The 23,832-nt window shown below is 68.7% G+C and carries 17 protein-coding genes and 2 pseudogenes; 10 read left to right on the top strand and 9 right to left on the bottom strand.

Annotated features, from left to right (window positions below):
* Positions 1–6 precede the first annotated feature (6 nt).
* Both ACZ58V_RS11585 and ACZ58V_RS11580 read left to right on the top strand, forming a co-directional pair.
* Complete coding sequence (locus tag ACZ58V_RS11585; RefSeq protein ID WP_471289742.1) at positions 7–1,194, top strand: aminotransferase class I/II-fold pyridoxal phosphate-dependent enzyme; 1,188 nt, start codon at positions 7–9, stop codon at positions 1,192–1,194.
* Positions 1,191–2,015, top strand: coding sequence for an alpha/beta fold hydrolase (locus ACZ58V_RS11580; protein WP_471289740.1), 825 nt, complete (start codon positions 1,191–1,193; stop codon positions 2,013–2,015). The genes ACZ58V_RS11585 and ACZ58V_RS11580 overlap by 4 nt, the downstream gene beginning before the upstream one ends.
* 482 nt (positions 2,016–2,497) lie before the next feature.
* Here the strand turns inward: ACZ58V_RS11580 and ACZ58V_RS11575 are convergent, their stop codons facing one another.
* Entirely contained in the window at positions 2,498–4,537 is a 2,040-nt protein-coding gene (locus ACZ58V_RS11575) for a SpoIIE family protein phosphatase (protein WP_471289739.1), read from the bottom strand.
* A 502-nt stretch (positions 4,538–5,039) separates the two neighbouring features.
* Complete coding sequence (locus tag ACZ58V_RS11570) at positions 5,040–6,215, bottom strand: FAD-dependent monooxygenase (RefSeq protein ID WP_471289738.1); 1,176 nt, start codon at positions 6,213–6,215, stop codon at positions 5,040–5,042.
* 83 nt (positions 6,216–6,298) lie between these two features.
* On the opposite strand from ACZ58V_RS11570, the gene ACZ58V_RS11565 reads away from it, so the two are divergent.
* On the top strand, positions 6,299–7,039 hold the full coding sequence (locus ACZ58V_RS11565; RefSeq protein WP_471289736.1) for a TetR/AcrR family transcriptional regulator: 741 nt from the start codon (positions 6,299–6,301) through the stop codon (positions 7,037–7,039).
* A 117-nt stretch (positions 7,040–7,156) separates the two neighbouring features.
* On the opposite strand, the gene ACZ58V_RS11560 is transcribed toward ACZ58V_RS11565, so the two are convergent.
* The 3 genes and pseudogenes from ACZ58V_RS11560 to ACZ58V_RS11550 form a co-directional block, all read right to left on the bottom strand.
* Positions 7,157–9,400, bottom strand: coding sequence for a glycoside hydrolase family 3 C-terminal domain-containing protein (locus tag ACZ58V_RS11560; protein WP_471289735.1), 2,244 nt, complete (start codon positions 9,398–9,400; stop codon positions 7,157–7,159).
* Position 9,401: 1 nt separating this feature from the next.
* Positions 9,402–11,177: a family 78 glycoside hydrolase catalytic domain gene (locus ACZ58V_RS11555; RefSeq protein WP_471289733.1), complete on the bottom strand. Its 1,776-nt coding sequence runs from the start codon at positions 11,175–11,177 to the stop codon at positions 9,402–9,404.
* Positions 11,178–11,292: 115 nt separating this feature from the next.
* Positions 11,293–11,397, bottom strand: a pseudogene (locus ACZ58V_RS11550) (alpha-L-rhamnosidase N-terminal domain-containing protein); the annotation flags it as partial.
* Between the two features lie 38 nt (positions 11,398–11,435).
* Between ACZ58V_RS11550 and ACZ58V_RS11545 the strand changes: the two are divergent.
* From ACZ58V_RS11545 to ACZ58V_RS11530, 4 genes are all read left to right on the top strand, one after another.
* A complete protein-coding gene (locus ACZ58V_RS11545; protein ID WP_471289732.1) occupies positions 11,436–12,173 on the top strand; it encodes a hypothetical protein in 738 nt (245 codons plus the stop codon).
* Positions 12,170–13,051: an aminoglycoside phosphotransferase family protein gene (locus ACZ58V_RS11540; protein ID WP_142157606.1), complete on the top strand. Its 882-nt coding sequence runs from the start codon at positions 12,170–12,172 to the stop codon at positions 13,049–13,051. The genes ACZ58V_RS11545 and ACZ58V_RS11540 overlap by 4 nt, the downstream gene beginning before the upstream one ends.
* Positions 13,052–13,253: 202 nt before the next feature.
* The gene (locus tag ACZ58V_RS11535) at positions 13,254–13,739 is read left to right on the top strand and encodes a gamma-glutamylcyclotransferase family protein (RefSeq protein WP_471289730.1); all 486 of its coding nucleotides are present in this window, start codon (positions 13,254–13,256) and stop codon (positions 13,737–13,739) included.
* Positions 13,740–14,585: 846 nt separating this feature from the next.
* The gene (locus ACZ58V_RS11530) at positions 14,586–16,037 is read left to right on the top strand and encodes an ISL3 family transposase (RefSeq protein WP_471289726.1); all 1,452 of its coding nucleotides are present in this window, start codon (positions 14,586–14,588) and stop codon (positions 16,035–16,037) included.
* Between the two features lie 198 nt (positions 16,038–16,235).
* On the opposite strand, the gene ACZ58V_RS11525 is transcribed toward ACZ58V_RS11530, so the two are convergent.
* The 4 genes from ACZ58V_RS11525 to ACZ58V_RS11510 all read right to left on the bottom strand — a co-directional run bounded on the left by ACZ58V_RS11525 (position 16,236) and on the right by ACZ58V_RS11510 (position 20,550).
* Positions 16,236–16,661 (bottom strand): hypothetical protein, encoded by a 426-nt coding sequence (locus ACZ58V_RS11525; RefSeq protein WP_471289724.1) that lies wholly within the window; start codon positions 16,659–16,661, stop codon positions 16,236–16,238.
* 444 nt (positions 16,662–17,105) lie between these two features.
* The gene (locus ACZ58V_RS11520; protein WP_471289722.1) at positions 17,106–17,729 is read right to left on the bottom strand and encodes a hypothetical protein; all 624 of its coding nucleotides are present in this window, start codon (positions 17,727–17,729) and stop codon (positions 17,106–17,108) included.
* Complete coding sequence (locus ACZ58V_RS11515; RefSeq protein ID WP_471289719.1) at positions 17,726–19,315, bottom strand: hypothetical protein; 1,590 nt, start codon at positions 19,313–19,315, stop codon at positions 17,726–17,728. Before ACZ58V_RS11515 ends, ACZ58V_RS11520 begins: the two co-directional genes overlap by 4 nt.
* Before the next feature lie 341 nt (positions 19,316–19,656).
* Positions 19,657–20,550, bottom strand: a complete 894-nt coding sequence (locus tag ACZ58V_RS11510; RefSeq protein ID WP_471289717.1) for an LGFP repeat-containing protein — start codon at positions 20,548–20,550, stop codon at positions 19,657–19,659.
* 55 nt (positions 20,551–20,605) lie between these two features.
* Between ACZ58V_RS11510 and ACZ58V_RS11505 the strand changes: the two are divergent.
* From ACZ58V_RS11505 to ACZ58V_RS11495, 3 genes and pseudogenes are all read left to right on the top strand, one after another.
* Positions 20,606–20,929: pseudogene (locus tag ACZ58V_RS11505) on the top strand (tyrosine-type recombinase/integrase); the annotation flags it as partial.
* 49 nt (positions 20,930–20,978) lie between these two features.
* Entirely contained in the window at positions 20,979–22,805 is a 1,827-nt protein-coding gene (locus ACZ58V_RS11500) for a gamma-glutamyltransferase family protein (protein ID WP_471289715.1), read from the top strand.
* 114 nt (positions 22,806–22,919) lie between these two features.
* Positions 22,920–23,765 carry an inositol monophosphatase family protein gene (locus tag ACZ58V_RS11495; RefSeq protein ID WP_468183747.1) on the top strand — a complete coding sequence of 282 codons (846 nt, stop codon included), beginning with the start codon at positions 22,920–22,922 and terminating at the stop codon, positions 23,763–23,765.
* Positions 23,766–23,832 lie beyond the last annotated feature (67 nt).

The raw sequence follows: 23,832 nt of genomic DNA, 5'->3' as shown, positions 1-23,832 counted from the left end.
GTACCGATGACGGACAATCCGATCTTCGCCGTCGCCGCGAAGGCCGCAGCGCTACGGGCCCAGGGCGCGGACGTCATCACCCTCGCCGCCGGTGAACCCCAGGCCGCCACCAGTGCCGCGGTCGTCCAGGCCGCCGTCGACGCCGTTCGCGACCCCGCCACCCACCACTACGGAACGGCCCAGGGCGACCCCGCCCTGCGCGCGCTCGTCGCCACTGCCGTCGCCGGTGACACCGGGGTGCCCTGGAGCGCGGACGACGTCCAGATCGCCCTCGGCGCCAAGCACGCCCTCTTCCTTGCCGCCCAGGCCCTGATCGACGCCGGCGACGAAGTCCTGGTCGCCGCGCCCGGCTGGCCCGGGCACGCCGAGGTGGTCACCGCCGCCGGTGGTGTCGCCGTCCCGGTCGCCACCGACGAGCACTTCCGGCTCTCGGCCGAGGCACTCGACCACGGCCGTACCCCGCGCACCCGGGCGGTGATCCTCTCCAGCCCCGGCAACCCCACCGGCGCCGTCCACCCCGCCTCCCGGCTGCGGCAGGTCGCCGACTGGGCACAGCGGCACGGCATCTGGGTCATCAGTGACGACATCTACCGGGCGTTCGACTACACCGGGACCTACCGGTCGATCCTGCGTGTGGCTCCGCAGCTGCACGGCCGTACCGTCGTGGTGGGCGGGGTGTCGAAGGAACACGCCATGACCGGCTGGCGCGTCGGCTGGCTCGCGGCGCCACCGGAGATCATCGCCTCGGCGCGGCTGCACGTGTCCCGCACCATCACCCACGTCCCGACGGTCAACCAGCGGGCCGCCCTCGCCGCCCTGACCGACCCCGGCACCCCCATCGAGGCCGCCCGCGCCTACCGGCGCCGACGCGCCCTGCTGGTCCAGGCGCTGAACGGGATCGACGGCATCGACTGCCCACTGCCCGACGGCGGCATGTTCGCCTTCCCCGACGTCACCGGACTGCTCCGCGGCCACGGCTGGACCAGCAGCGCCGACTTCGCCGCATGGCTTCTCGACACCGCCCATCTCGCGGTCGTGCCCGGCGAGGCGTTCAACGCGCCCGGACGCATCCGGGTGTGCTTCGCCGTAGACGACGCCACGCTGATCACCGCGATCGAGCGACTGCAGACCGCCCTCTGCCCCACGCACACGCAGCACGAGTCAGCCGCACCACAGCTGGAGGACGCCCGATGAGCCCCGTCAGGAAGCTCGAACGCTTTACGCTCCCCCTCACCGTCGGCGCGACCCGCGTAGAGGTGTCCGGCCTCCACCGCGGCGGCACTGGCACCCCCCTGGTGTTCCTCCACGGCTTCGGCTCGACGAAGGAGGACTACGTGGACGTCGTCCAGCAGGAACCACTCGCCGACCACCCCGTCCTCGCCTACGACGCACCCGGCTGCGGCGCCAGCACCTGCGCGGACCTCGGCGCCGTCTCCATCCCCTTCCTCACCTCCGTCGCCGAACGGGTCCTCCAGGCAAGGCAGATCGACCGGTTCCACCTCGTCGGACACTCGATGGGCGGCCTGACCGCACTCCTGCTCGCCGACAGCGACCCCGGCCGGATCGCGAGCTTCACCGACATCGAGGGCAACCTCGCACCCGAGGACTGCTTCCTCAGCCGGCAGATCGTGACCCACTCCCACGACGATCCCGACGAGTTCCTGGCCCGGTTCGCCGAACGCGTCGCAGGGTCACGCTTCTACGGCGGCGCCCTGTACGCGGCGAGCCTTCCCCACAAGGTCCGGGCCGCAGCGGTCCGGGCGATCTTCGAGTCCATGGTCGACCTCTCCGACCACGGCAAGCTGCTCGACCGGTTCCTCGCACTCCGCGCACCGAGGATGTTCATGTACGGGGAGCAGAACAACACCCTGTCCTACCTCCCCGCTCTGGCCGAAGGCGGCGTGGAACTCGCCGAGATCGAGCACTGTGCTCACTTCCCGATGTACTCCAACCCGCCGCAGATGTGGACCCGTATCGGCGACTTCGTCTCACGCGCCGACTCCGGCTCGCAGTAAAGACACCCTCCCAGCCCGCGACGACCTTCCCCAGTTCGCGAGAAGAAGAGCTCGTCGCCGTGGACAGCGAGGCCCTGGGGGGTGCCGAGGACGTCCGCGACCTGACGCCCCGGCCAGTGGAACCGACGCACGCCGAGGCCGACGGCGCGAGGCGCCGGTCGTGAACCCGGCCCACCCCGCGCGTAGTCCGGCCCATCAATGGGCCGCAGACGTGGCCGCAACGCACCGGTGACCTGGTTCCGGGGCTGCCGGAGCGTCAGTTCATGTGCGCCTTCGTCAGCTTGGTGACGACAGGTGGGCTGATGGCGCGGGTCATGCACCGCCCGCGGCTTACGCCACGGTGTCGCGCCGTCTGGTCGTCGCGGTGCCGGCCGAGTCCTCTACCGCAAGGACTCGACCATGGGGTGCCCGGATGGCCTACTGCGCGGCATGCGTGGCGGCGACTCCATGACCGACGCGGCAGGACGATGGCCGGGCTGCTCTCACGTGGCGCGGTGCGGGATGTCCTGCTCGGTCCAGATGCACTTGCCGTCGCGCAGGTAGCGGGCGCCCCAGCGTCTGGAGAGGGCGGAGACGAGTTGCAGGCCGCGGCCGCCCTCGTCGGTGTAGGCGGCGTGCCGGATGCGCGGGGTGCTGAGGCTGCCGTCGTAGACCTCGCAGGTCAGGGAGCGGCTGTTCAGCAGGCGCAGGCGGATAGGGCCCCCGGCGTGGCGGATCACGTTGCCGACCAGTTCGCTGGCGAGCAACTCGGTGGTGATCGCCAGTTCGTCCAGGCCCCATGCGTCCAGTCGCTCGCGGACGAATGCGCGGGCCTGTCCAGCTGCGCGGGGATCCTCCGGGAGGACGCAGGTGGCGACATCGCTGGCGTTCATGGCCCGGGTGTGGGCGATCAGCAGCACCGCGTCGTCGATCGTCTGGCCATGCTGGGGCAGCAGGGCCGAGACCACCGTGTCGCACAGGTCGTCGAGGTGTCGGATGCGGTCGGCCTCGTCCCGCGCCGTGAAGACGGGCGCCGCACTCTGGGCGAGGATCTGTCGCAGCATGGCCAGTCCCCGGTCCAGACCCTGGTCGGGGGATTCGACGAGACCGTCCGTGTACAGGACCAGCAGGCTCTCCTCGGGCAGCAACACATGGTGTATTTCGAACGGTGGCGTGGCGGCCCCCAGCGGCGGGTCGGCGGCCAGGTCGGGTATGTGGACGGCGCCGTCGGGTTGGACGATGACCGGTGGGGGATGACCGGCCAAGGAGAACGAACATATCCGGGTGATCGGATCGAAGACGGCATACAGGCAGGTTGCGTACCAGTCCTCGCCCAGGTCGCTGACCAGGTCGTTGAGTCGGCTGAGCAGCTCGTCAGGAGGCATGTCCAGGTCGGCGAGGGTGCGCACCGCGGTGCGCAGCTGGCCCATGGTGGCCGCTTCGGGGATGCCGTGTCCCATGACGTCGCCGACCACCATGGCCACCCTGTCGGCGGACAGTGCGATCAGGTCGTACCAGTCGCCACCGATTTGCTCGCCCCTGCCCGACGGCAGGTAGCGGGCGGCGGCGCCGGCGGCAGGCAGGCAGGGCAGCGTCCTGGGAAGCAGGCTGCGCTGCAGTCCCTGTGCACGGGCGTGCTCCACGTCGTACAACCGGGCCCGTTCCAGGGCTTGTCCGATCAGACCGCACAGGGTGGTCAATAGGGCACGCTCTTCGTCGCTGAAGTCATGTGGCCGGGTGAAAGAAATGACGGAGACGCCGATGGTGTGTCGGGAAGCGATCATGGGCAGGAACGCCCACGACTGTTTGTGGGACGCCGCCGCCACGTCCTTCAGCGCGGGATAGCGCCGACAATATTCTTCAACCGATTCGACGAACCAGGGATGACGAGCCCTCAGGACGTCGGCTGCCACCGGGTAGTCGGCTATCTGGATCCCGTCCAGCAGATGGACGAAGTCCTGCACGTATCCCGCGGAGCCGACCACACGCTGTCGGCCGCTTTCCATCACCCAGACTATGAGTCCGTCGGCGCCGAACGGGGGCAGGACGTGGGCTGCGACGGCCCGCACGACCTCTTCCGAGGTGAGGGCCTCGGCAAGCGCCGCGGTCAGCCTGCCCATCAGGGCCGTCCGCTCGGTGCGGGTCTCTGGTACGCGGGCGGCCGGGGCGCCGGGCAGATCCTCCAGGCGACTGACAACCCACCTGGCCATGGCACGCAGAAATGATTGCTGGACCTCATCGGGCTCGTACTCTGCCGTGATCACGGAAAGCGCGCCGATCGGTCCATCGGGGCCGAGCAGGGGCACCGCTGCCGTGCCGGCCGCCCCGATGCTCAGGCTGTCCCCAGCCACCCAGGCATAGCCACCGCGCCGCACGGCGAGCACCGGCGCCACATCCTGCTCATCGGGGAGACTCGCCAACGCCTCCGCGCTCTGCGAGGACAATCCGCAGGCCGCGACCAGGCGCAGCCTGCGATCACCAGGATCGCACCAGTACAGGACGCAGCCCAGCCCTCCCATCGCATGGAGAACCAGCGTCAGCATCCCCGCGCCTCGCAGCGCGGTGTCAGACGTATGCGAGTGATGCGCGCAGGGGAACGTCAGTCTGGACTGTGGGGGGTGGCGCCTGGCTTTGCCCGTCGCAGGTGTCAACTCGCCTCCCGCTTGATCACGATCCTGTGTATGCGGTAGGAGATCGGTAAACAGCCTAAAAAATCACCTTAATAGTATCTTGTGCTCTGTTTCGGAATATGTGGCCGCCCTTGATTTTCCTGCCTCCACGTAGGTGGAGACGGTGACAGGGCGGTGCTCGTAGGTGCCGGTGACGCGGGCACTGCCGCTCGTAGCGGGACCGGGTGGTCACCAGTTCCTGGTCCCTCGCGTAGACGGTGACGTTCATGGCGCGTCCGCCTCGGGGGCCACGAGGACCGGAAGGCTGGTCTTCGTCAGCGCCTAGGTGGGGGCGGGGATGCGCAGGCTTCAGAGCGAAACTGTTTCGTACTGTCGCTGCATAGAGGCGCCCTCGCCGTGCCCGCGGCTGGGAAGGTTACTTCATCAAGGCCTTGGTGAGCTGGGAGCCGAGGGGCGTTCGGGTCGCGCGGATGAAGCCGCGGCGGGCGATGTAGCCGAGTTTGTTGGCGGGCATGAAGAAGTGCTGCATACGCAGGGCTTCCTTCTGGTGGCGGGTGATCAGCGGGCGCAGCTGCTGCTCCCATGAGCCGAGGGCGGCGGGGATGCTGTCCTGTTCGGTGAGCAGGCGGGCGAGCAGTTCGGCGCCGGTGATGCCCATGCCGGAGCCCTGGCCGGAGTGGAGGGTCATGCACCAGGCGGAGTCCCCGAGCAGGACCACCCGGCCCTGGCTCCACCGATTGAGGTGGATCTGGCTGACCTGGTCGAACAGGACGGACTCAGAGCGGTCCATCGCGTCCAGCATCGCGGGCACGGCGTCGCCGCCGAAGTCGGCGAACGCCTCGCGCAGGGCGTCGGAGGGCCGTTTGCGGATCTCGGCGGCGGGCCAGTCGGTGCGGTAGAGCAGGAAGGCGACCGGGGGGTGGTCGCGGTAGCTGTTGATCCAGGCGGAACGGCCGGGGGCGGTGACCACCAGGGCGTCGCCCTCGCGCATGCCGGGCAGCGGGCCGTCCATCACGCAGGCGGCCACGACGTGGTCGAAGTCCTTGCGGTAGAGGTCCTCGGGGCCGAAGACCAGGGAGCGGACGGTGGAGTGGATACCGTCGGCGCCGATGAGCAGATCCGCGCTCTCCACGGACCCGTCGGTGAGGGTCACGGTCACCTGGTCGCGGTCCTGGGCGACGGCGGCGGGCCCGGTGCCGTAGCGGATCTCCACCCCCAGGCCCTCGATCGCCTGGTACAGGGCGCGCTCGAGATCGCTGCGCAGCAGCATCCGCATCGGGGTGCCGTTGAGCTCCGCGGGAAACGGCATGCCGGGCGTGAGGCGACCGCGGGAGTCGACTTCGAACATGCGGCCTTCGGGGTCGCGGCGGTCTGGAAGTGAGTCCAGCAGGCCAAGGCGTTCGGCGGCGGTGAAACCGGGACCGTTGAAACGGACGAAGTAGCCGCCGGTGCGGCGGGCGGGGGCCCGCTCGATGATCAGGGGCTGCCAGCCGGCCCGGTGCAGGCTCAGCGCCGCAGCCATACCGGAGATGCCGGAACCGACGATCAGGGCGCGCCGGGCGCTGTGTGGGGGGAGTGACGAGGAGGTCATGGCATTGACCGTACCACTGATCGAAACCAGTTGACCAGTTTTGAAATCTGGTCACACAACTTGTGGGGTGAGATGCTGTGCTCATGACCGCAGATCACCTGGCCGCTTCCCCGCATGCCCCGCGGCCCGACGACGAGCGCGCCGAGCGCATTCTGGCCGCCGCGCGGGAACTGCTGCTGGCGTGGGGTTACAAGCGGATCACCGTCGACGAGATCGCGCGCCGCGCCCGGATCGGCAAGGGCACCGTCTACCTGCACTGGAAGACGAAAGAGGTGCTGTTCACCGAACTGCTGCGACGCGAGCTCCACGAGACGCTCGGCACCATCGCCGCCGGAATCGAGCAGGACCCCTCCGCCGCCCTACCCGGCAGGCTGGTTCGGCAGGTCTTCATCGAGCAGACCCGAAGCCCTCTGACCCGGGCCATCCACGCCAGTGACAGTGAAGTCCTCGGCGCACTCGCCACTTCCGGGAGCGGTGTCCCCGTCGCCCAGGAGCTCGGCTTCCGTGACCTGCTCGTCGGTCTCGTCGATGTATGGCGTGAGCACGGGCTGCTGGCGGTCACGGCGTCGGCGGCGGACCAGATCCACACCATCGACGCGGTGCTGACCGGCTTCATGACAGGTGGCATCGCCGCACCTCCGGGCGAAGACTTCCCCCCGGAGCGTCGTGCGGACCTGCTCGGTCACACGATCAAGGCAGCCCTCGAACCGTCCGTCCGGCCGGACGAGGCCACCATCCGCACAGCCGCCCGGGGCGTTCTTGCCGTACTGGCAGACGCGCGGGACGCGCTCGCCGGTGCCGACGCGCGGTCGGTGTCCCGCTGACCGGCAGTGGCCCGCGCCGGCCGGGCAGGAGGTGCCGGCGTTGTCCGTGGCACTGGTAGTGGCGGATGCGTCGCTGAAGCTGGAGTACGTCGGGGACGGCACGGTTCAGCTGCCCGTTCATCCGGGTTGCACGCGGCCGTCCCCTGCCGCGGCGAGCCGTAGGAGCTGTTCGAGGTCCGGCTCGCGCATGAGACCCCCGGTGATCGGGATGAGCTGCCGCATCGGCATCGCTGCCGCCATCTCCATGCCCTGCGGATCTGCCCCGACGGCCGGCATTCCTGCCTCGGCGGCCCGGCTCTTCAGAATCGGTCCGACCACCGGGTGCGCCATCCACTCCCCGAGCGTCGAGTCGAGGGTGAGGGGCGTGACGTGTGCGTCGCCGGCCAGGACGACCTCCCGCTCGTCCAGCACGGTCGCGGCATCCTGCCCGACCTGGATCCGGTAGCTGCCGCTGGCCACGGTCCAGCCGTGCGACTCGATGTCCCAGTAGGCGAAGGCCCGGCGGTCCAGGGTGAAGCTCATGGTGCGCGACTGCCCGGGTTCGAGGTCCGCTTTGGCGAAGGCGCGCAGTTCACGGACCGGGCGGTGGACGGGCCCCTCATGGGTGGCGACGTAGACCTGGACGACGTGCTTGGCGCGCATCTCCCCGTTGTTGAGCACGTCCACCTCGACGGCGACGGCGTCGTCACCCACGACGTCCACGCCGGCGATCGACGTCGAGAACGAGTTGTAGCTCAGCCCGTGGACGAACGGGTAGCGCACGGGCTGTTCGGCGCTGAGGTGGTGGCGGTAGCCCACCATCACGCCCTCGCCGTAGCGCACATGTCCCTGCTCGCCGGGGAAGTTCAGGTAGGAGGGGGTGTCCTGCAGCCAGTAGGGGATCGTCTCGGCGAGTCGTCCGGAGGGCGAGACCTCGCCGAAGAGCACATCGGCGATCGCACCGCCGGCGGCCTGGCCCAGGAGCCATGCCTCGACGATGGCGTCGACACAGTCGTGCCAGGGCTCCAGGGTCACCACACCGCCGTTGGACAGCACGACCACGGTGCGTGCCGCGGCTTCCACGACGGCCTGGATGAGCGCCACCTGGGCGGACGGCAGGTGGAGGTCGGCACGGTCGGAGCCTTCGGTCTCCTGCTCGCTGCCGGCGAAGACGATCGCGACCCGGGCACGGGCGGCCGCATCCACCGCCTCGCGGAACAGCGCAGCGTCCTCGGCGTCGTCCAGCCGGTGGCCCGCCGCGTACACCACGTCCCGGCCGCGCAGCGACGCCGCCGCGCGGATGGCGTCGAGCGGGGTGTCGACCCGCGTGGGCTGGACCTTCGACGAACCGCCCCCCTGGAAGCGGGGATCCGCTGCGAGGGCGCCGATCACGGCGATGCCTCCCGTACCCGTCAGCGGCAGCGTGTCGTCCTCGTTGCGCAGCAGGACGATGCAGTCGGCGGCCAGTTCGCGGGCACGGGCGTGGTGGGCGTCCGCGTCGAAACCCTGGATGCCGTCCGGCTCCGCGACGCGGGCGGCCAGGCCCGCCAGACGCGCGACGGCTCGGTCGACAGTCTCCTGAGGCAGTGCCCCGCTGCGCATGGCCGCGACGATCCTCGCGGCGCTGGCCCCGTCCGTGCCCGGCATCTCCAGATCCGTGCCCGCGGCGACGGCCGCGACCGGATCGGTCACCGCGCCCCAGTCGGAGACCACGAGACCGTCGAAGCCCCATTCGTCGCGGAGCAGTTCCGTCAGCAGCCAGGTGTGCTCGGAGGCGGGCACGCCGTTGACCCGGTTGTAGGCGCACATGACGGTCGCCGGACGGGCCTCGGTCACCACCCGCTCGAAGGCGGACAGATAGATCTCGCGCAGCGCCCGCTCGTCGACGTCCGCGCTGATCCTGAACCGGTCCGTCTCCTGGTTGTTGACGGCGAAGTGTTTGACCGACGCGCCGACGCCGCCCGCTTGCAGGCCGCGCACGTGCGCCGCGCCGAGCACGCCGGACAGCAGCGGATCCTCCGAGAAGTACTCGAAGTTGCGGCCGCCCAGCGGCGAGCGCTTGATATTGACGCCCGGGCCGAGGACGATGTCGACGCCGAGCGCCCTGGCCTCGGCCGCCACCAGTCGGCCGATCGTCTCGGCCACCTGCGGATTCCAGCTCGACGCCACGGCGACGGCTGGCGGGAAACAGGTGGCGGGCACGCTGCGGGAGATGCCGAGGTGGTCGTCGCATTCCCGCTGGAGGCGGGTGCCGTGCGGGCCGTCGGCGAGCCGCAGCGAGCGCAGGCCGATGGCAGGTGCTCCGCGGGTGGTCCAGAAGGTCATGCCGGACAGGAGCGCCGCCTTCTCCTCCAGCGTCATCGGTTGTTCATCGGCGGTCATCTCAACTCCCTTCGGACATACGGCGGGTGGCGCTGAAGGCGCCTGCCGTGGCGGTCTCGGTGGTGCCGTCGGGGAAGACGACGCGTGCGGTGGTGGCAGCCGGGACGTCGACCGTGATGGTGAGTTCGTCGCCGGTCCTGCGCCACTCGACGGCGATCGTGCCCTGCGGGGACTCGTGCGTGCCGCGGGCCCAGGTCAGCGACGGGTGCGGGACGGGCGCGACCTCGAAGGCCTCCCAGGCGACCGATCCCGGTGCCTGCCGCAGCCCCAGGGTGTGGGTGTGCAGGAAGCGGATCACAGCGCCTTTGCTGTAGTGGTTCAGGGAGTCGTGGGCCGTGCCGCTGTCGTCGATGCCTTCCCAGTCCTCCCAGATCGTGGTCGCGCCGCGGTCCAGCATGTACAGCCAGGACGGTGCGGTGCGCTGGAACAGCAGTTCGTAGGCGACGTCGGCGTGGCCGGTGTCGGCCAGGACCGGGAGCAGGTCGCCGGTGGCGAGGAAGCCGGTGCCGAGGTGGGTGCCGGCGGCGCGGATCAGCTCGACGAGGCGCGCTGCGGCTGCCTCGCGCAGTTCGTCGGGGACGAGTCCCAGAGCCAGCGCGCGCACATAGCCGGCCTGGGTGTCGCCGGTGGTGCGTCCGTCAGGGGAAAGGAACTCGGTGCGCCAGGCGTCGCGGACGCGCTCGGCGGTCTCGGTGTAGCGGGCCGCGTCCTCGTCACGGCGCAGCACCCCTGCGACGGCGGCGAGGGTCGACGTCGAGCGGTACAGGAACGCCGTGCCGACCTCGCCCTTGTCGGCCATGAACCAGGCGACAGGGTCGGTCTTGATCGGGTCGATGCGAGTGCCATCGGCGGCCTTCGCTTTCGGCTCGGTCCACTCGCCCCAGTGGAAGGATCCGTCCCAGAGGTACTGCTCGTGCGGCAGCGGCTCGGCCGAGCGATCGATACGGGACTGGTGCCGGGCAGTGCGGGCGGTGGTGAGCGCCCACTCGACCCAGCGGACCATCGCCTCCCAGTTCTCGGTGAGGATCTCCCGGTCGCCGTAGGACTCGTACAGTTCCCACGGGACGGCGACAATCGCGTCGCCCCAGCCGGCCGAGCCGGTCATCATGGCGAACTGGTCGTCGAGGTGGTGCTTGATGCGGCGGCCGTCGGGCGAGAAGTTGGCGATCCGGCCGTCGGGTAGCTGGTCGTCGCGGACGGAGCGCAGCCACTTGCGGCTGAAGCCGAGGACGTCGTACAGGCGCGTGGCGGTCGGCGCGAAGACCTGGTAGTCGCCGGTCCAGGCGAGGCGTTCGCGGGTCGGGCAGTCCGTGGGAACGTCGACGGCGTTGCCGCGGAAGCTCCAGTCGGCGATCTCATGAAGGCGGTTGAGGTCGTCGTCGCTGCAGGCGAAGGTGCCGGTGCGGCGCAGGTCGGTGTGGACGACATGCATGGTGAGGCTCGCGGGGTCGAGCGGGGCGCCGTCGCGGCGGATGCGGGCGTACCGGAAGCCGTGCACCGTGTGGCGCGGCTCGAAGGTCTCGCTGCGGCCCGCCGATATGACCTCGTCGCGCTGGACGAACGGGATCGTGTCCTCGCCGGGGCGGGCGGAGCCCAGGTGAGCGGTCGTCAGGTCGCCGTCGGCGCCGAGGTGCTCGCCGTAGTCGATGACGGTTCGGGTCCCGGCCGGTCCGAGGTCGCTCAGGGCGATCCAGCCGGAGGCGTTCTGTCCGAAGTCGGCGATCCAGAGGCCGCCTTCGAGTTGCTTGACCGACTCGGCCGGGCGTGCGGCGACCACGCGTACGGGCGGCGCGGGCGGCGATCGCGGGGGCCCGGACCTGGTCGACGAGGACCGGCTGGTCGGTGCCCGGCTGGGCGCGGAGGTCGGTGGTCTGCCCGTCCATGAGGTCGGCCCGGGTGATGGCCGACCGCGTGCTCGTCCAGGTCTCGTCACTGCGGACCACGTGGTGTGAGCCGTCCTTGTAGGTGATGTGCAGCTCGGCCCGTGCGCCGAGCACGGTGCCCCAGCCGGCCGGCAGGCGGAACGCGCCGACCTGTGGCCCGCTTGGGGATTGTTGTCGGTGCCTCGCAGTTCGACGCTTACGCCCACGACGATGCCCGAGTCAGCTTCCGGCTGGCCGCCGAGTGCGCGGAGGAAGCCGGGGAGTGGCACCTGCGCGCCAAGACGTACTCGTTCATGGCTCGGCAGGAAATCTGGGTCGGAGATCCGGACACCGGCCTCACCCATGCGGAGAAGGGCCTGGTGCGCTCCGACCGCCTTACCGCGACCGAGCGTGCCATGCTGCAGACCGCCCGGGCCCGCGCCTTCGGCAAGATGCGCGACGTGGCCAACACCCTGCGGGCGGTCGGAGAAGCCGACGCCGCGTTCGAACAGTCAGATCCGGCACAGGATCCGCCGTGGATGGCGTACTACGACTACGCCCAGCACCACGGTGATACCGCGCACGCGCTCTTCGATCTCGCTGTCCACGCGGACCAGGACCCGGGGCAAGCTGCCCGCCGATTCGAGATAGCGGTGAAGGGCCACGGGAACGCCTTCGCCCGCTCACGGGCCATCTCCGAGACGAAGCTCGCTTCCCTGGTCATGGCAAAGGGCGACGACCCGCGGTACGCGATCGTGCTCGGCCACCAAGCGTTGGACGATGTCGGCAAGTTGACCTCGTGCCGGGCCGCCGACGACCTGCGGGAACTCGCCCGGTTCGCGGGCCGGCACAGGAAGCTTTCCGAGGCCAGCGACCTGCGCGAACGCATCGCGGCTACGGTGCAGGCGTGACCACTTCACCCACGCCCACTCAGGCCGTACTTCAGGCGGCGTGCCTCGCCGCCGGCCTCGACGCGACCGACGCGGAACCGATACGGCTCGCCGAGAACGCCATTTGGCGTCTTCCCAGGGGGGTGGTGGTGCGTATCGCCCGGCCCGGCCAGTCCGCCGCCGCAACGCGCGAGGTTCTGGTCGCCCGCTGGCTGGCCGCACAGGGCGTGCCTGCCGTACGCGCCCTTGACCTGCGGCAGCCGGTAGCGGCGAACGGGTACCCAGTGACGTTTTGGCAAGAGCTGCCGCCACATGAAATCGGGACCGTCGCCGACGTCGTCGCGCTCCTCAAGCAACTGCACGCCCTGCCGAAACCAGACCTGCCGCTCGGCGAGCTAGACCCGTTCGTCCGGCTGGTCGAGCGTATCGAGGCAGCGAGCTCGCTCTCCGACGATGACCGACAGTGGCTGCACGACCGCCTCACAGACCTCAAGACTCAGTGGGCTTCGAGGCCGAGGGGCCTGCCGGAGTGTGTAGTCCACGGAGATGCATGGGTCGGCAATGTGGCGCGCACGGAGGCCGGCCCGTTGTTGGTGGACTTCGAGCGCGCTTCGTACGGCCCACCGGAGTGGGATCTCGTGTCGACCGCCGTCAAGCTCACCACGACCGGCGCAGTGTCTGCCGAACAGTACGCCGCGTTCTGCGAGACCTACGGCACCGACGTAACGGAGTGGGAAGGGTATGAACTCTTTGCCGGCGTACGCGAGTTTCGGATGACGACCTACGCGGCGCAGCACGCCGCCACCCGCCCAGAGTGGCGGCGCGAGGCGCAGTACCGCGTCGACTGCCTTCGCGGCCGGGCCGGGGCGCCGCCGTGGCGATGGAAGGGGATCATGTAGCCCGCGGACCTGGCCAACTACCAGCTGCTCACGCTAATACGTACGACCAGATCGGCGAGGACGCTGCCTTGTCAACCCCGTACCGTGGCCTGATTCTCGACTTTGGCGGCGTTCTTACCACGCGCATGAGGCAGACGGGCAGGCGCTCGAGAGGACCGGCGCCTGCTCACCTCCACCCCAGCCTGATCCAACGGAGGTGTACATGCGGGACTCGAACCCGGCGGAGTGCTTGGTGGGCTTACAAAGTCCGCCGCCGAATCGACTTGCTGACGGTCCGACGGCCCTGTTTGTCTACGGCACGCTTCAGTTCGAACCGGTGCTTATCGGCCTCATTGGACGCGTCCCCGAGCGTCGGCCCGCCACCACACTGGGCTGGCGCGCCGCGGCTCTCGACGGTCGCGTATACCCCGGTCTTGTCTCCGCGCCCGGCTCTGAAGCCCCCGGCCTGCTGCTGACGGGCCTGAGCGAGCGGGAGTGGCGAGTCCTCGACACCTTCGAAGATGATCGGTACGACCTGCGGCGAATCGATCTGACCTGCGGGTCTGCCGCTTGGGCGTACGTCTGGCCAGACGGAGAAGTGCACGAGGAGGATTGGGACGCGGCAGAATTCCAGGAACGCCACCTTCAGGGGTACGCCGCGCGTTGTGCGAGGATCGCTTCCGAACTAGCGGCCAGGGCCGGCTACTGATCCAGCGAGCGTTCGATGTGCCTGCCCCGGCCTTGGGACTGGTGGGCTCGGATGTTGAGGCGTCGCATGTTCCGGCCAGGATCGCCCCCGCGGTCACCCTGAGCGATGGCCGATGGCTTTCGCCTTATGACCACACTCTGGCGTGCTCTCCTGGAGTCGCTTATCATCCGAGAACTGATTGAGGGCGTGACCTCGCGGCTGCGTGGACCCACAGCGGTCCGCTGCTTTCCAGGGGTTACACCGTCTCAGCCAACCATCGTGCTTCGGTGGTCGGGCTGAGACGGCATGTCTCGGAACGGCCACCCTCACAGAAGGATGTCGGCCGTTGAGTTCCGGACTTTTGACGCGCCTCCTGCTCGTCGCCTTGGCAACTGTCCTGTCTCTGCTAGTCGCAGTCATCGCGGGTGTGCTGTCTTGGGCAGCGGACGGAAGCATGCCACGCGCAGTGCTCTGCGGTGGTGGGGCATTCGTCGTATGGATGACCCTCTCGGTCTCGCTGTACTCAGCCTTGGGCTTGCTCGACAGGGGCGTCGGGCAGGGATGATGTGTAGCCCAGCCGACTGGGCTTCCCCGTGCTCTTCCCGATGGAATTTGGCGTCACCGTGTGTGGTCGCCGGGGTTGCGGCCGAAAGTCGGTGAGATCCAGCATCCGGGTCTCATTGCGTTGCAGGCCGTTGGCGCATGCGACCTTGAACAAGGTGGCGTCGCGGAAGGCCGGTAACCAGCCCTTGTGGCCCGTGTCACGAACGCTGATGAGGATCTGTGAAATCGGCTCTGGCCGCAGTTCCGTGAATCCCCAGGTCAGCGAGGGGAACGAGGGATCGTTTCGGCAGAGTGTTTCCTGCCATGGCGAGCAAGACGGTCGAGGCTGTGCTGTTTCCCGGGATCGATGTGCGAGTGGAACGCGTCAGCGACTCCACCGACGTCCTTGTGGTGGAGGCGGTGTCCACCGCTCACCCGGGCCGGTGCCCGGACTGCCGGAAACAGGCGAGGCGCACACACAGCACGTACCAACGCGCCCTGGATGAAAGGCCCTTGGGATCACGCCGGGTCATAGTCCGGCTGCGGGTCCGCCGGTACTTCTGTGACCGGAAGAGCTGTTCCCGCAAGACGTTCGTCGAGCAGGTGCCGGGACTGTCCGAGCGGCACCGCCGCTCCAGCACCGGGCTGACAGGCTGGCTGCGGTCGATCGCGCTCGAGCTCGGCGGCCGTCCGGCCGCACGGTTGTGCCGCCACCTGCGGCTGGTCGCGGGCCGGACCCGGCTGCTCAGGCTATTGACGGCACCGACGGTGCCGGACCGAGCGCCGCGGGTGCTGGGGGTAGACGAGTTCGCCTTCCGCAAGGGCTGCACCTACGGCACCGTGCTGGTCGACGTCGAGGCCGGCTGGGTCGTCGATGTGCTGCCCGACCGCACCTCGGAGACGTTCGCGGTCTGGCTCACCGAGCATCCCGGCGCCGAGATCATCTGCCGGGACCGAGCCAGCGCCTACACCAAGGCGGTCAAGGAAGCCGCCCCTCATGCCCTGGAAGTCGCTGATCGCTGGCACCTGTTGCGGAACCTGTCCGCCGCGGTGGAGAAGACTTGCCACCAGCACCGCGACTGCCTGCGCAAACGCGCCGAGGAGGAGACGGGAATCGTGGTGCCGGAGCCGCCCCCGATGCTGTTACCGCCCGCGGAACTGCCCCGCACCCAGATCATCGAACGCACCCGCCACCGCTACGAGGACATCCACCGCCTGCTGGAGAAACGCTGGACGATCAGCGCCATCGCCCGCCGTCTGAACCTCGACCGCAAGACCGTGCGCCGCTTCCGCGACACCGACCTCGACGAACTGCTGGCCTCCGCCCGCGACCGCCGCCCCAACGGCGTCCTGGAGCCGTTCAAGGCATACCTCAACGCCCGCTTCACCGAAGCCCAAGGCCAGGTCAGCGGCACACGCCTGTTCCTGGAGATCCAGGCCCGCGGCTACTGCGGCAGCCGCCAGGTCGTCCGCAAACACCTCGCCGCCCTCCGCGCGGGCACCGCCGAACCGGTCCGCGCCGAAATTCCGAGCCCTCGCAAGATCACCTCGTGGATCATGCGGCCTCGCGAGACGCTCACCGACAGCCAGAACGAGCGGCTGTCACAAGTCCGGCTTGCCTGCCCGGACATCACCCGAGCCTGCTACCTCGCCCGCGCCTTCGCCGATCTGGTCCGGCACCAGCGCGGATACCTGCTGCTGGAGTGGATCCGCCAGGCCGAGCAGGATGCGCCGAAGCCCATGAGGGCTTCGCTGGCTTCCTCCGCCGGGATCTAGACGCCGTCACCGCCGGACTCACCCTGCCGTGGAGCTCAGGGGTGGTCGAAGGGCACGTGAACCGAGTAAAAACACTCAAGCGAGCCATGTACGGCAGAGCTTCGTTCGAACTCCTCCGGACCCGTGTCCTCACACGGCCATGACTAACGAAACTGCCTGCAGCATCCGGCCCCGGACGGCCAGCGACAGGCGATGAAGCTAGGGATGTGTTTTGAGCCCGAGGTCGGCCTTGAACAGCTCAATCACCGCGTATCGATCGCGATTGACCTCAGCCACCCCCGCCTCCTCGTCACTGGCGCCATCAGCGATCATCGAATGCGCCTCGATAACCCATTCCACAAGCTTACGAGCGTCTCGTGACACCTCCTTACCGGCCAGAATTTCGATCTCAGCCGTGGCGGCGTGGAGGCGGCCATCCTCCGAACGGTTCCGCTGACCAGACTTCGCTTGCCCATAGCTGGCGCTAATCGACCGAAGAAACTCGGAATAGGCGTTCTGCTTCGCAGCGCTGAGGGCGTCCTCTTGCTGCCACCTGCGGTTACGCGATGCCTGCATCTGCTGGAGTGCGCCGCCAATCAAGACTCCGAGCAGAGTTCCAGCCACGCCCACGACAACGGAGCCCATGTCCAGCCTCCTCACACGCCGTCAGCCGAAGACGGTTGTCGCCAGCGGCCTCACACGATTCTCTACCGTGGGCCCACGCTACTGCTCGGTTTTCCGCCCATGCTGGCGAGCCACCAAACAGGTGTGTGAGATTCCAGTTTCCATGAATAGCGTACGGCCACGGGCAGCAGGCGCGATCGAAAGCACGAGTAGCCACGAATGTTCGACTCGAATGGAACGGCCTGCATCACGGAACTGCGGCCAGAGCCGTGAAGTCGGCCAGTGCCGCTCTCCCTTCCCCAGCCGGGTGCCTCCTCAACGACGGCGCTGCCCACACCAGGCCGAACGATCAACTCGCATGTCAGCAACGGCCGCCAGGGTCGATCCACATCATTGTGTTAGCCGTTTCTCGCATTCAGCGAAGTCGGTGCACACTGTTACGCAACGGCGCTTCCGGCCGCATCGTCACTGATCACTGCCTCCCGGTCTCATGGTGATACTCCGTCCGCTACCAGCACGTGGCGGGAAGTCAACCTCGACCGGCTTGCCCAGCAGCACGCATACGTGCGCGGGGTTCTTAGTGTCGTACCACTCGACTTCGATGCGTATGACGTAGCGCTGCGGTTCGTCGGCGACGAGCTTGATGGAGAATGCCTCAGCCTCGCCGTCGGCGAAGGCGAGCGGCGGTAGGGCCGGACCGTACGCACGGGCGCGGACGTCGTAAAGGTCATGTTCGGGGCGCAACTTGACACGGTGACTGTTCACCCGCAGCGGCGCTTCCGTGACCGTGGGCACGACTGTCGTGCTCGGTCCACGCTCCAACACGCGCAGCCGCACCGCGACCGCGACAGCGGTGTGCACGCCTGTATTGGTCATCTCGAAGCGCAGGTCGTACGAGTTGGACGAGAGGGACAGGTCGGACAGCAGCGGACTCGTCATCGCGAGGTTTGCCCTGGCCTCCCGGCTTTCCCGCCGCCGGGCCAGGATGGGCTGCACGACGCCGACTACGGCCGCGACCACGCCGACGGCTGCGGCGATCGCAGCGAAAAGACCCGTATCGGAGGTCAGAAAGTCGAGGATCGTGCTCACTGCGCCGCCTCACCACTCTGTGCGGACTGGCCGGCGCTCGGCACTGGACCAGCCTCGCCAGACTGGCGCCGGGCCTGGGCCGCCTTGGCGTCGATCCAGTCATTGATGTCCGTCAGCCGATGGAGGACGCGCTGTACGAAGTCGCTGGAGTTGACGTCGAGCGGCGGCCCGTCGACGCCGGGCAGGGCGGAGGCAACATCCCGCTCCATTTCCGGTTGAGCTAGCTCAAGCGCGCCCGTCGACCGGTACCAGTCAACCTCACCAGGCGTAAGGACGCGGGCGAACCGCTTCGAGCCGTCGTAGATCAGGCCATAGCCGTCGGCGAGCGCGACGAAGGTGTAAACGTGGTCCTCGGCGATGTCCTCACCCATCTGGATGGCGTAGAGAAAGCTCCGGACGTTCCAGGTGAGGAGCTCGGCCGCGTTCTCAAAGCGTTCCCGCGCTGCGTCGTCAAGGTGTTCCACATAGCGCACGCGCAGATCTTCGATGGTGGCCCGCCAGAACTCGGCCGCCTCCTCCTCGCCGAGCATGTCCTTCGTCGGAACGAGGTAGACCACCTGATCGCGTTGCTCGGCATAGAACATCTTCGGTGAGTCCAGCGGCGCGACGAAGCCGCAGTAGAGGCACTCCGCGGTGCCAATGCCCGCCGGGATGAAAACGACGCCGCGCTGTGCCCAGTTGACGTAGCTGCAGGTCGTGTCCATCGAGGTGATGGTGTCGAAGGCGAACCACATCGAGCAACGGGCGCAGGGCGTGCGCCCCGTCGCCCACTGGCCCTCGTATTTTGCCAGCGTATCGACGTCGAGCGCGCCGGCGCAGACCGCCGCGTCGTCGGCGAGCTCCGCCCAGTCGGCCAGACCCTCGCCGCGGGCGATCCCTGCCCAATCCCGCAATAGCGCGCTGAATCTATGTGCATCGTCCGCCGAGTAGCTCTTGCCCGAGCCCAGCAGCGGTGATTCCGCCGTGACGGCAAGCATCCGGTCAATTGCAGCCCTCGCCTTCCGGCGTGTCCAGGGCAGGTCCAGGTAGAGGTAGATCATGTTGGCGAGTAGAACGTCCAGCACCTGCGTCAAGCGGGCAGACACCATGGGTGACGTGCTAATCGTGGCCAGCCGATTCCTTCCATAACGGAGGATCTCCGCCTCCAGGTCGGCCCAGTAAGGCTGACGAACTGACTCCACGTAGCGGTCCAACTCTTCCAGTAAAGCCGGACCCTGTGGCCCGAGCCAGTGGGCCAGGTACGCCTCGTGAAGCGCCACGAACCGCCGCAGGTCGTCCTCGGTGAACGCGTCGGCCGGGCTTTCCGGATGCCGGAGCGCAATGTTGTGGGTGATCGAATAAAAGAAGAGGAAGTCATTGATCATGCACATGATCTGACGGGTGTCGTCGTCCGATTGGTCCGGCCGGTACGTCTGCCAGTCCAACTCGGCGAAAAAGCTCGGCTGGAAGTTGCCCAACAGCCCGTTACCGATCTCCATCAAGGTGTCCGAGCTGGTGGGGTGCAGTGCCCAGCCGATCAGCTCCTGGTTCGCCTCCCGGGACCACTCGCCGTAGGAAGGCGGGTGCTGCTCGCGCTTGTCCGTCATGACTCGATCCTGTCCGAGACCAGTCCACGTCGGCAAGGGAGCCCTGGACTTCCCGCCTCCGTAACCCCGGCCACCAGTTGGAACGCTCAACTCCTATGTTGGCAATGGCCGTCAGGGTCGATTCACCTCATTGTGTTAGCCGTTGTAAGACCGTGTCCTACGTGGTGAGGCGGAGTAGTCGCTTGTAGCCGCAGATGGCTGCGGTGAGGCCGGGGAAGGCCGGGTAGTTGCGCGGATGGCGCTCGTCGTGGTGGTGCAGAACACCTCGGCTCCTGTCATGCGAAGGCCGCCCCGACGCTGGAACCGCGATGGTGTAGATCGTGGGAGGCATGCATAAGCATCTAGCGGCGGCGGCACCGCACGCCATCGTGCGTCGTTTCCGTGTGGTTGTTCCTGTCGAGAACGGTGTGCGTGCCCTCAAAGCTGCAGTTAAGGTTGCTTGGAGACCCGCCGGACACCAGAGCGACAAACGCGACTGCTCCAACGATGGGTAGCAGCACCAGTGTCACCACCTCCCAGCCACCAAGTTCAGCTTCCAGGGTCGAGCTGCTTTGTGTTGCGGTGCCTAGGGCATCCCAGTTGTCGCGGATCGCCTGCTCGAAGCCGCTCTCGTCCCAGTCCTCATCGCGGCCGTCCAAAGATGTTGTACCGCCAACGTTGGCTTCGTACCGCGCCGCCACCGCTTTATCTGTTCCGGGAATCTTGACCGCTGTCGCCACGGTGCAGTACAGGCCGACGAATCCGCTGTTGTGCAGGTGGCCTCGATAATGGAAGCTGCCAGCGCTGGTGAGGACGAGCTGTACCCATCCGCCAATCGATGAGACTCCGATGTGGCTAGTATGAAAGACCTTTCGAGCCGGAAATTCTAAGGTCTCGCCGCTGTCGTTGACGAAGAAGATCGCGCCTCGATCGAAATGACTGATCACTCCCGCCTTGTTCGTGTCCGGATCGGTCCAAGGTTGTTCGTCGGTGCGAGGTAGCCCCAGATAGCTTCCCTCACCCCCTTGCTCCATCCAGCGCTGGTAGATTACGCCGTGAACCCAAAACGCATCTTGGCTCCGACGCCAGTAAATGGCACTTCCGTTGTAGTGCTGAACATAGACGGTGCTACCGGCCACACGTTCGATATCTCCAACTGCTGCTCCTGGTGCGCCGTGGAGCTCGGCGTACTTACTGCTGATCGCGGAGCTCGCGAGAATAATTGGATTGAGGCCAATTCCGCCAATGCCGTGCATCTGCCCCCCCTTGTCAGCGCTCGATGCTGGCGGCCCAGGCTACTCGGGAATGCGCTGGAAGCCCGCTTTGGCCAGAGCAGGCGTCATAATGCCGCAGGTGGAGGGGGCGAAGCCTTGGCAGTGGCAAGCTGCTCCGAAGGACGGTTTCCACGTGTTGAGGCACACGTATGCGTCCCTAGTCCTCGAGGCAGGCGAGTCGGTCGTGACCCTCGCCAAGTGGCTGGGGCACTCGTCGCCGACCATCACCCTCGACCACTACGCCCACTTCATGCCGGAGGCGGGGAAGAAGGGGCGCAGGGCGATCGATAGCCTTCTGGGGGAGCGGGAGGAGGAGGTCCCTGGCGCAAACTCCCCAGATTCTCCCCAGGACCCATCCTGAGTGCCCGTCGTCCGGGCCGGTACGCGTAAACAGCGAGGTGAGAGGCCGTATGTTCACGACCCGCCCCACCCTCCAGGGCACCTTCGGCATGGTGTCCTCCACCCACTGGCTCGCCTCGCAGTCGGCGATGGCCGTTCTGGAGGACGGCGGCAACGCCTATGACGCGGCCGTGGCGGGCGCGTTCGTGCTGCATGTGGTGGAGCCGCATCTGAACGGTCCGGCCGGCGAGGTGCCGATCCTGCTGGCCCCGGCCGGGGGCGAGGTGCGGGTGCTGTGCGGGCAGGGCGTCGCACCGGCCGGGGCGACCGTCGCGCACTACCGGGGGCTCGGGCTGGACCTCGTCCCCGGTACCGGGCCGCTCGCCGCCGCCGTGCCGGGCGCGTTCGACGCCTGGATGGTGCTCCTGCGCGATCACGGCACCAAGTCCCTCGCCGACGTCCTGAAGTACGCCATCGGGTACGCCGAGCACGGGCACGCGCCCGTGGAGCGCGTCGGGGAGACCGTAGAGACCGTGCGCGAGCTGTTCGAGACGGAGTGGACCTCGTCGGCCGACGTGTACCTGCCCGGCGGAAAGGCACCCCGCTCCGGCGAGCTCTTCGGCAATCCCGTGCTCGCCGCCACCTGGAAGCGGCTGCTCGGCGAGACCGCCGGGGCCGGCGACCGGGAGGCGCGGATCGAGGCCGCGCGGCAGGTGTGGCGCACCGGATTCATCGCCGAGGCCCTCGTGCGCCAGGCCGCGTGCCCCACCCTGGACACCAGCGGCACCCACCACACCGGCACCCTCACGGCCGCCGACCTCGCCGCCTGGTCCGCGACCTACGAGACGCCGGTGACGTACGACTGGAACGGCTGGACCGTGTGCAAGCCCGGCCCCTGGAGCCAGGGCCCGGTCCTCCTCCAGCAGCTCGCCCTGCTCCCGCCCGAGCTGCCCCGGTACGGCTCGGCCGACTACGTCCACCTCCTGGTCGAGGGCTGCAAACTCGCCATGGCCGACCGGGAGGCCTGGTACGGGGACGCCGCCGACGTGCCGCTCGACGACCTGCTGTCCGACGGGTACAACACGGCCCGGCGTGCCCTCGTCGGCGAGCGGTCCGACCACGACCTGCGGCCCGGCAGCCCCGGCGGACGCACCCCGAGGCTGTGCGCGCACGCGCGCGTGGCGGCGGCCGCCCAGGAGGGCTTCGACGCCCTGGGTGCCGGCGAACCGACCGTCGCCAAGAGCCCGACGTCCCCGGTGCCGGGTGAACCGGAGGTCCTCGCCGACGGGACCACCCGGGGCGACACCTGCCACCTCGACGTCGTCGACCGCTGGGGCAACATGGTCTCGGCCACGCCCAGCGGCGGCTGGCTCCAGTCCAACCCCGTCGTGCCCGAACTGGGCTTCCCGCTCGGCACCCGGCTCCAGATGACCTGGCTCGAGGAGGGCCTGCCGAACTCCCTGACCCCAGGCCGCCGCCCCCGCACCACGCTGACGCCCTCGATCGCCCTGCGCGCGGGCGTGCCCGTCATGGCGTTCGGTACCCCGGGCGGCGACCAGCAGGACCAGTGGCAGCTCCACTTCTTCCTCGCGGTCGCACTTCGCGCCCAGGTCCGCGGCGGCCCCGACCTGCAGGGCGCGATCGACGCCCCCAACTGGCACAACGACAGCTTCCCCGGCTCCTTCTACCCGCGCGGCATGCGCCCGGGGAGCGTCACCGTGGAGTCCCGCACCGACCCGGAGGTCGTCGCGGAGCTGCGGCGGCGCGGCCACGAGGTGACCGTCGGCGGCCCCTGGTCGGAGGGCCGGCTGTGCGCGGTCGCGCGGGACCCGGAGACGGGCGTCCTGTCGGCGGCGGCGAACCCACGCGGCATGCAGGGATACGCCGTCGGCCGGTGATCGGCAGGGCCCGCCGCTGTCCGGCCCGCCCGGACACGTCGCTGTTCATCGCGATGCCATCCGGAGTGCACCCGGAGGGTGGGGATTGTCAGTGGCGCGTGTTGTCATGGAGGGGTGATCGACAGCAACGAAACCATCGAAGAGTTTCTCGCACAGCACGCCTCCGACGTCGAGGAGGCCATCCGCAAGGCGGCCGCCACCGAGATCATGCCGCGCTGGCGCCGGCTCGCCGCGCACGAGGTCGACGAGAAGAACGGCCCGCACGATCTGGTGACGGACGCCGACCGCAAGGCCGAGCTGTATCTGACCGACGTCCTGGTCGACCTGCTGCCCGGCTCGGTCGTGGTGGGCGAGGAGGCGGTCCACGCCAACCCGGCTTCGTACGAGGCGATATGCGGCGACGCCCCGGTCTGGATCGTCGACCCGGTCGACGGGACACGGCAGTTCGTGCACGGCGACGCCGGGTTCTGCACCCTGGTCGCGCTGGCGCACGGCGGCACCCTGCTCGCCTCCTGGACCTACGCCCCCGCCCGCGACCAGTTCGCCACCGCCCAGCGCGGCAAGGGCGCCTACCTCGACGGCGAGCGGCTGTTCGCCGGCGTGCCGGAGCCCGGCCGGGACCTCCGCGTGGCCACGTCCCACCCGGACTACACGACGGACGAACAGAAGCACGCCCTGATCGGCCTGCGCACCGAGGGCGTGGCGCCGCGCCCGTGCGGCTCGGCCGGACTGGAGTATCTCGCCATCGCCCGGGGTGAATTGGACAGTACGGCGTTCTCGTGGGAAGCCGCCTGGGATCACGCCGCCGGGCTGCTCCTGGTCGAGGAGGCGGGCGGCACCCACCTGACCCGCACGGGCGAGCCGTTCCGCATCACGGGCGGCAACGACCTCCCCTTCACCGCGGCCCGCGACGCGGCCACGGCCCGCCACGTGGCCGGACTGCTGTCGGGCGGAGCCTGACGGTCACCGACCGTACACACCCCGTCGCCCGAAACGGCGCTCCAGGTGTCCTCCAGGCGTTCTCCAG

This window comes from Streptomyces sp. NPDC040589 (assembly GCF_055594445.1).
The sequence above is the reverse complement of the archived record's forward strand: the minus strand, read 5'-3'. Positions and strand labels throughout refer to the sequence as shown.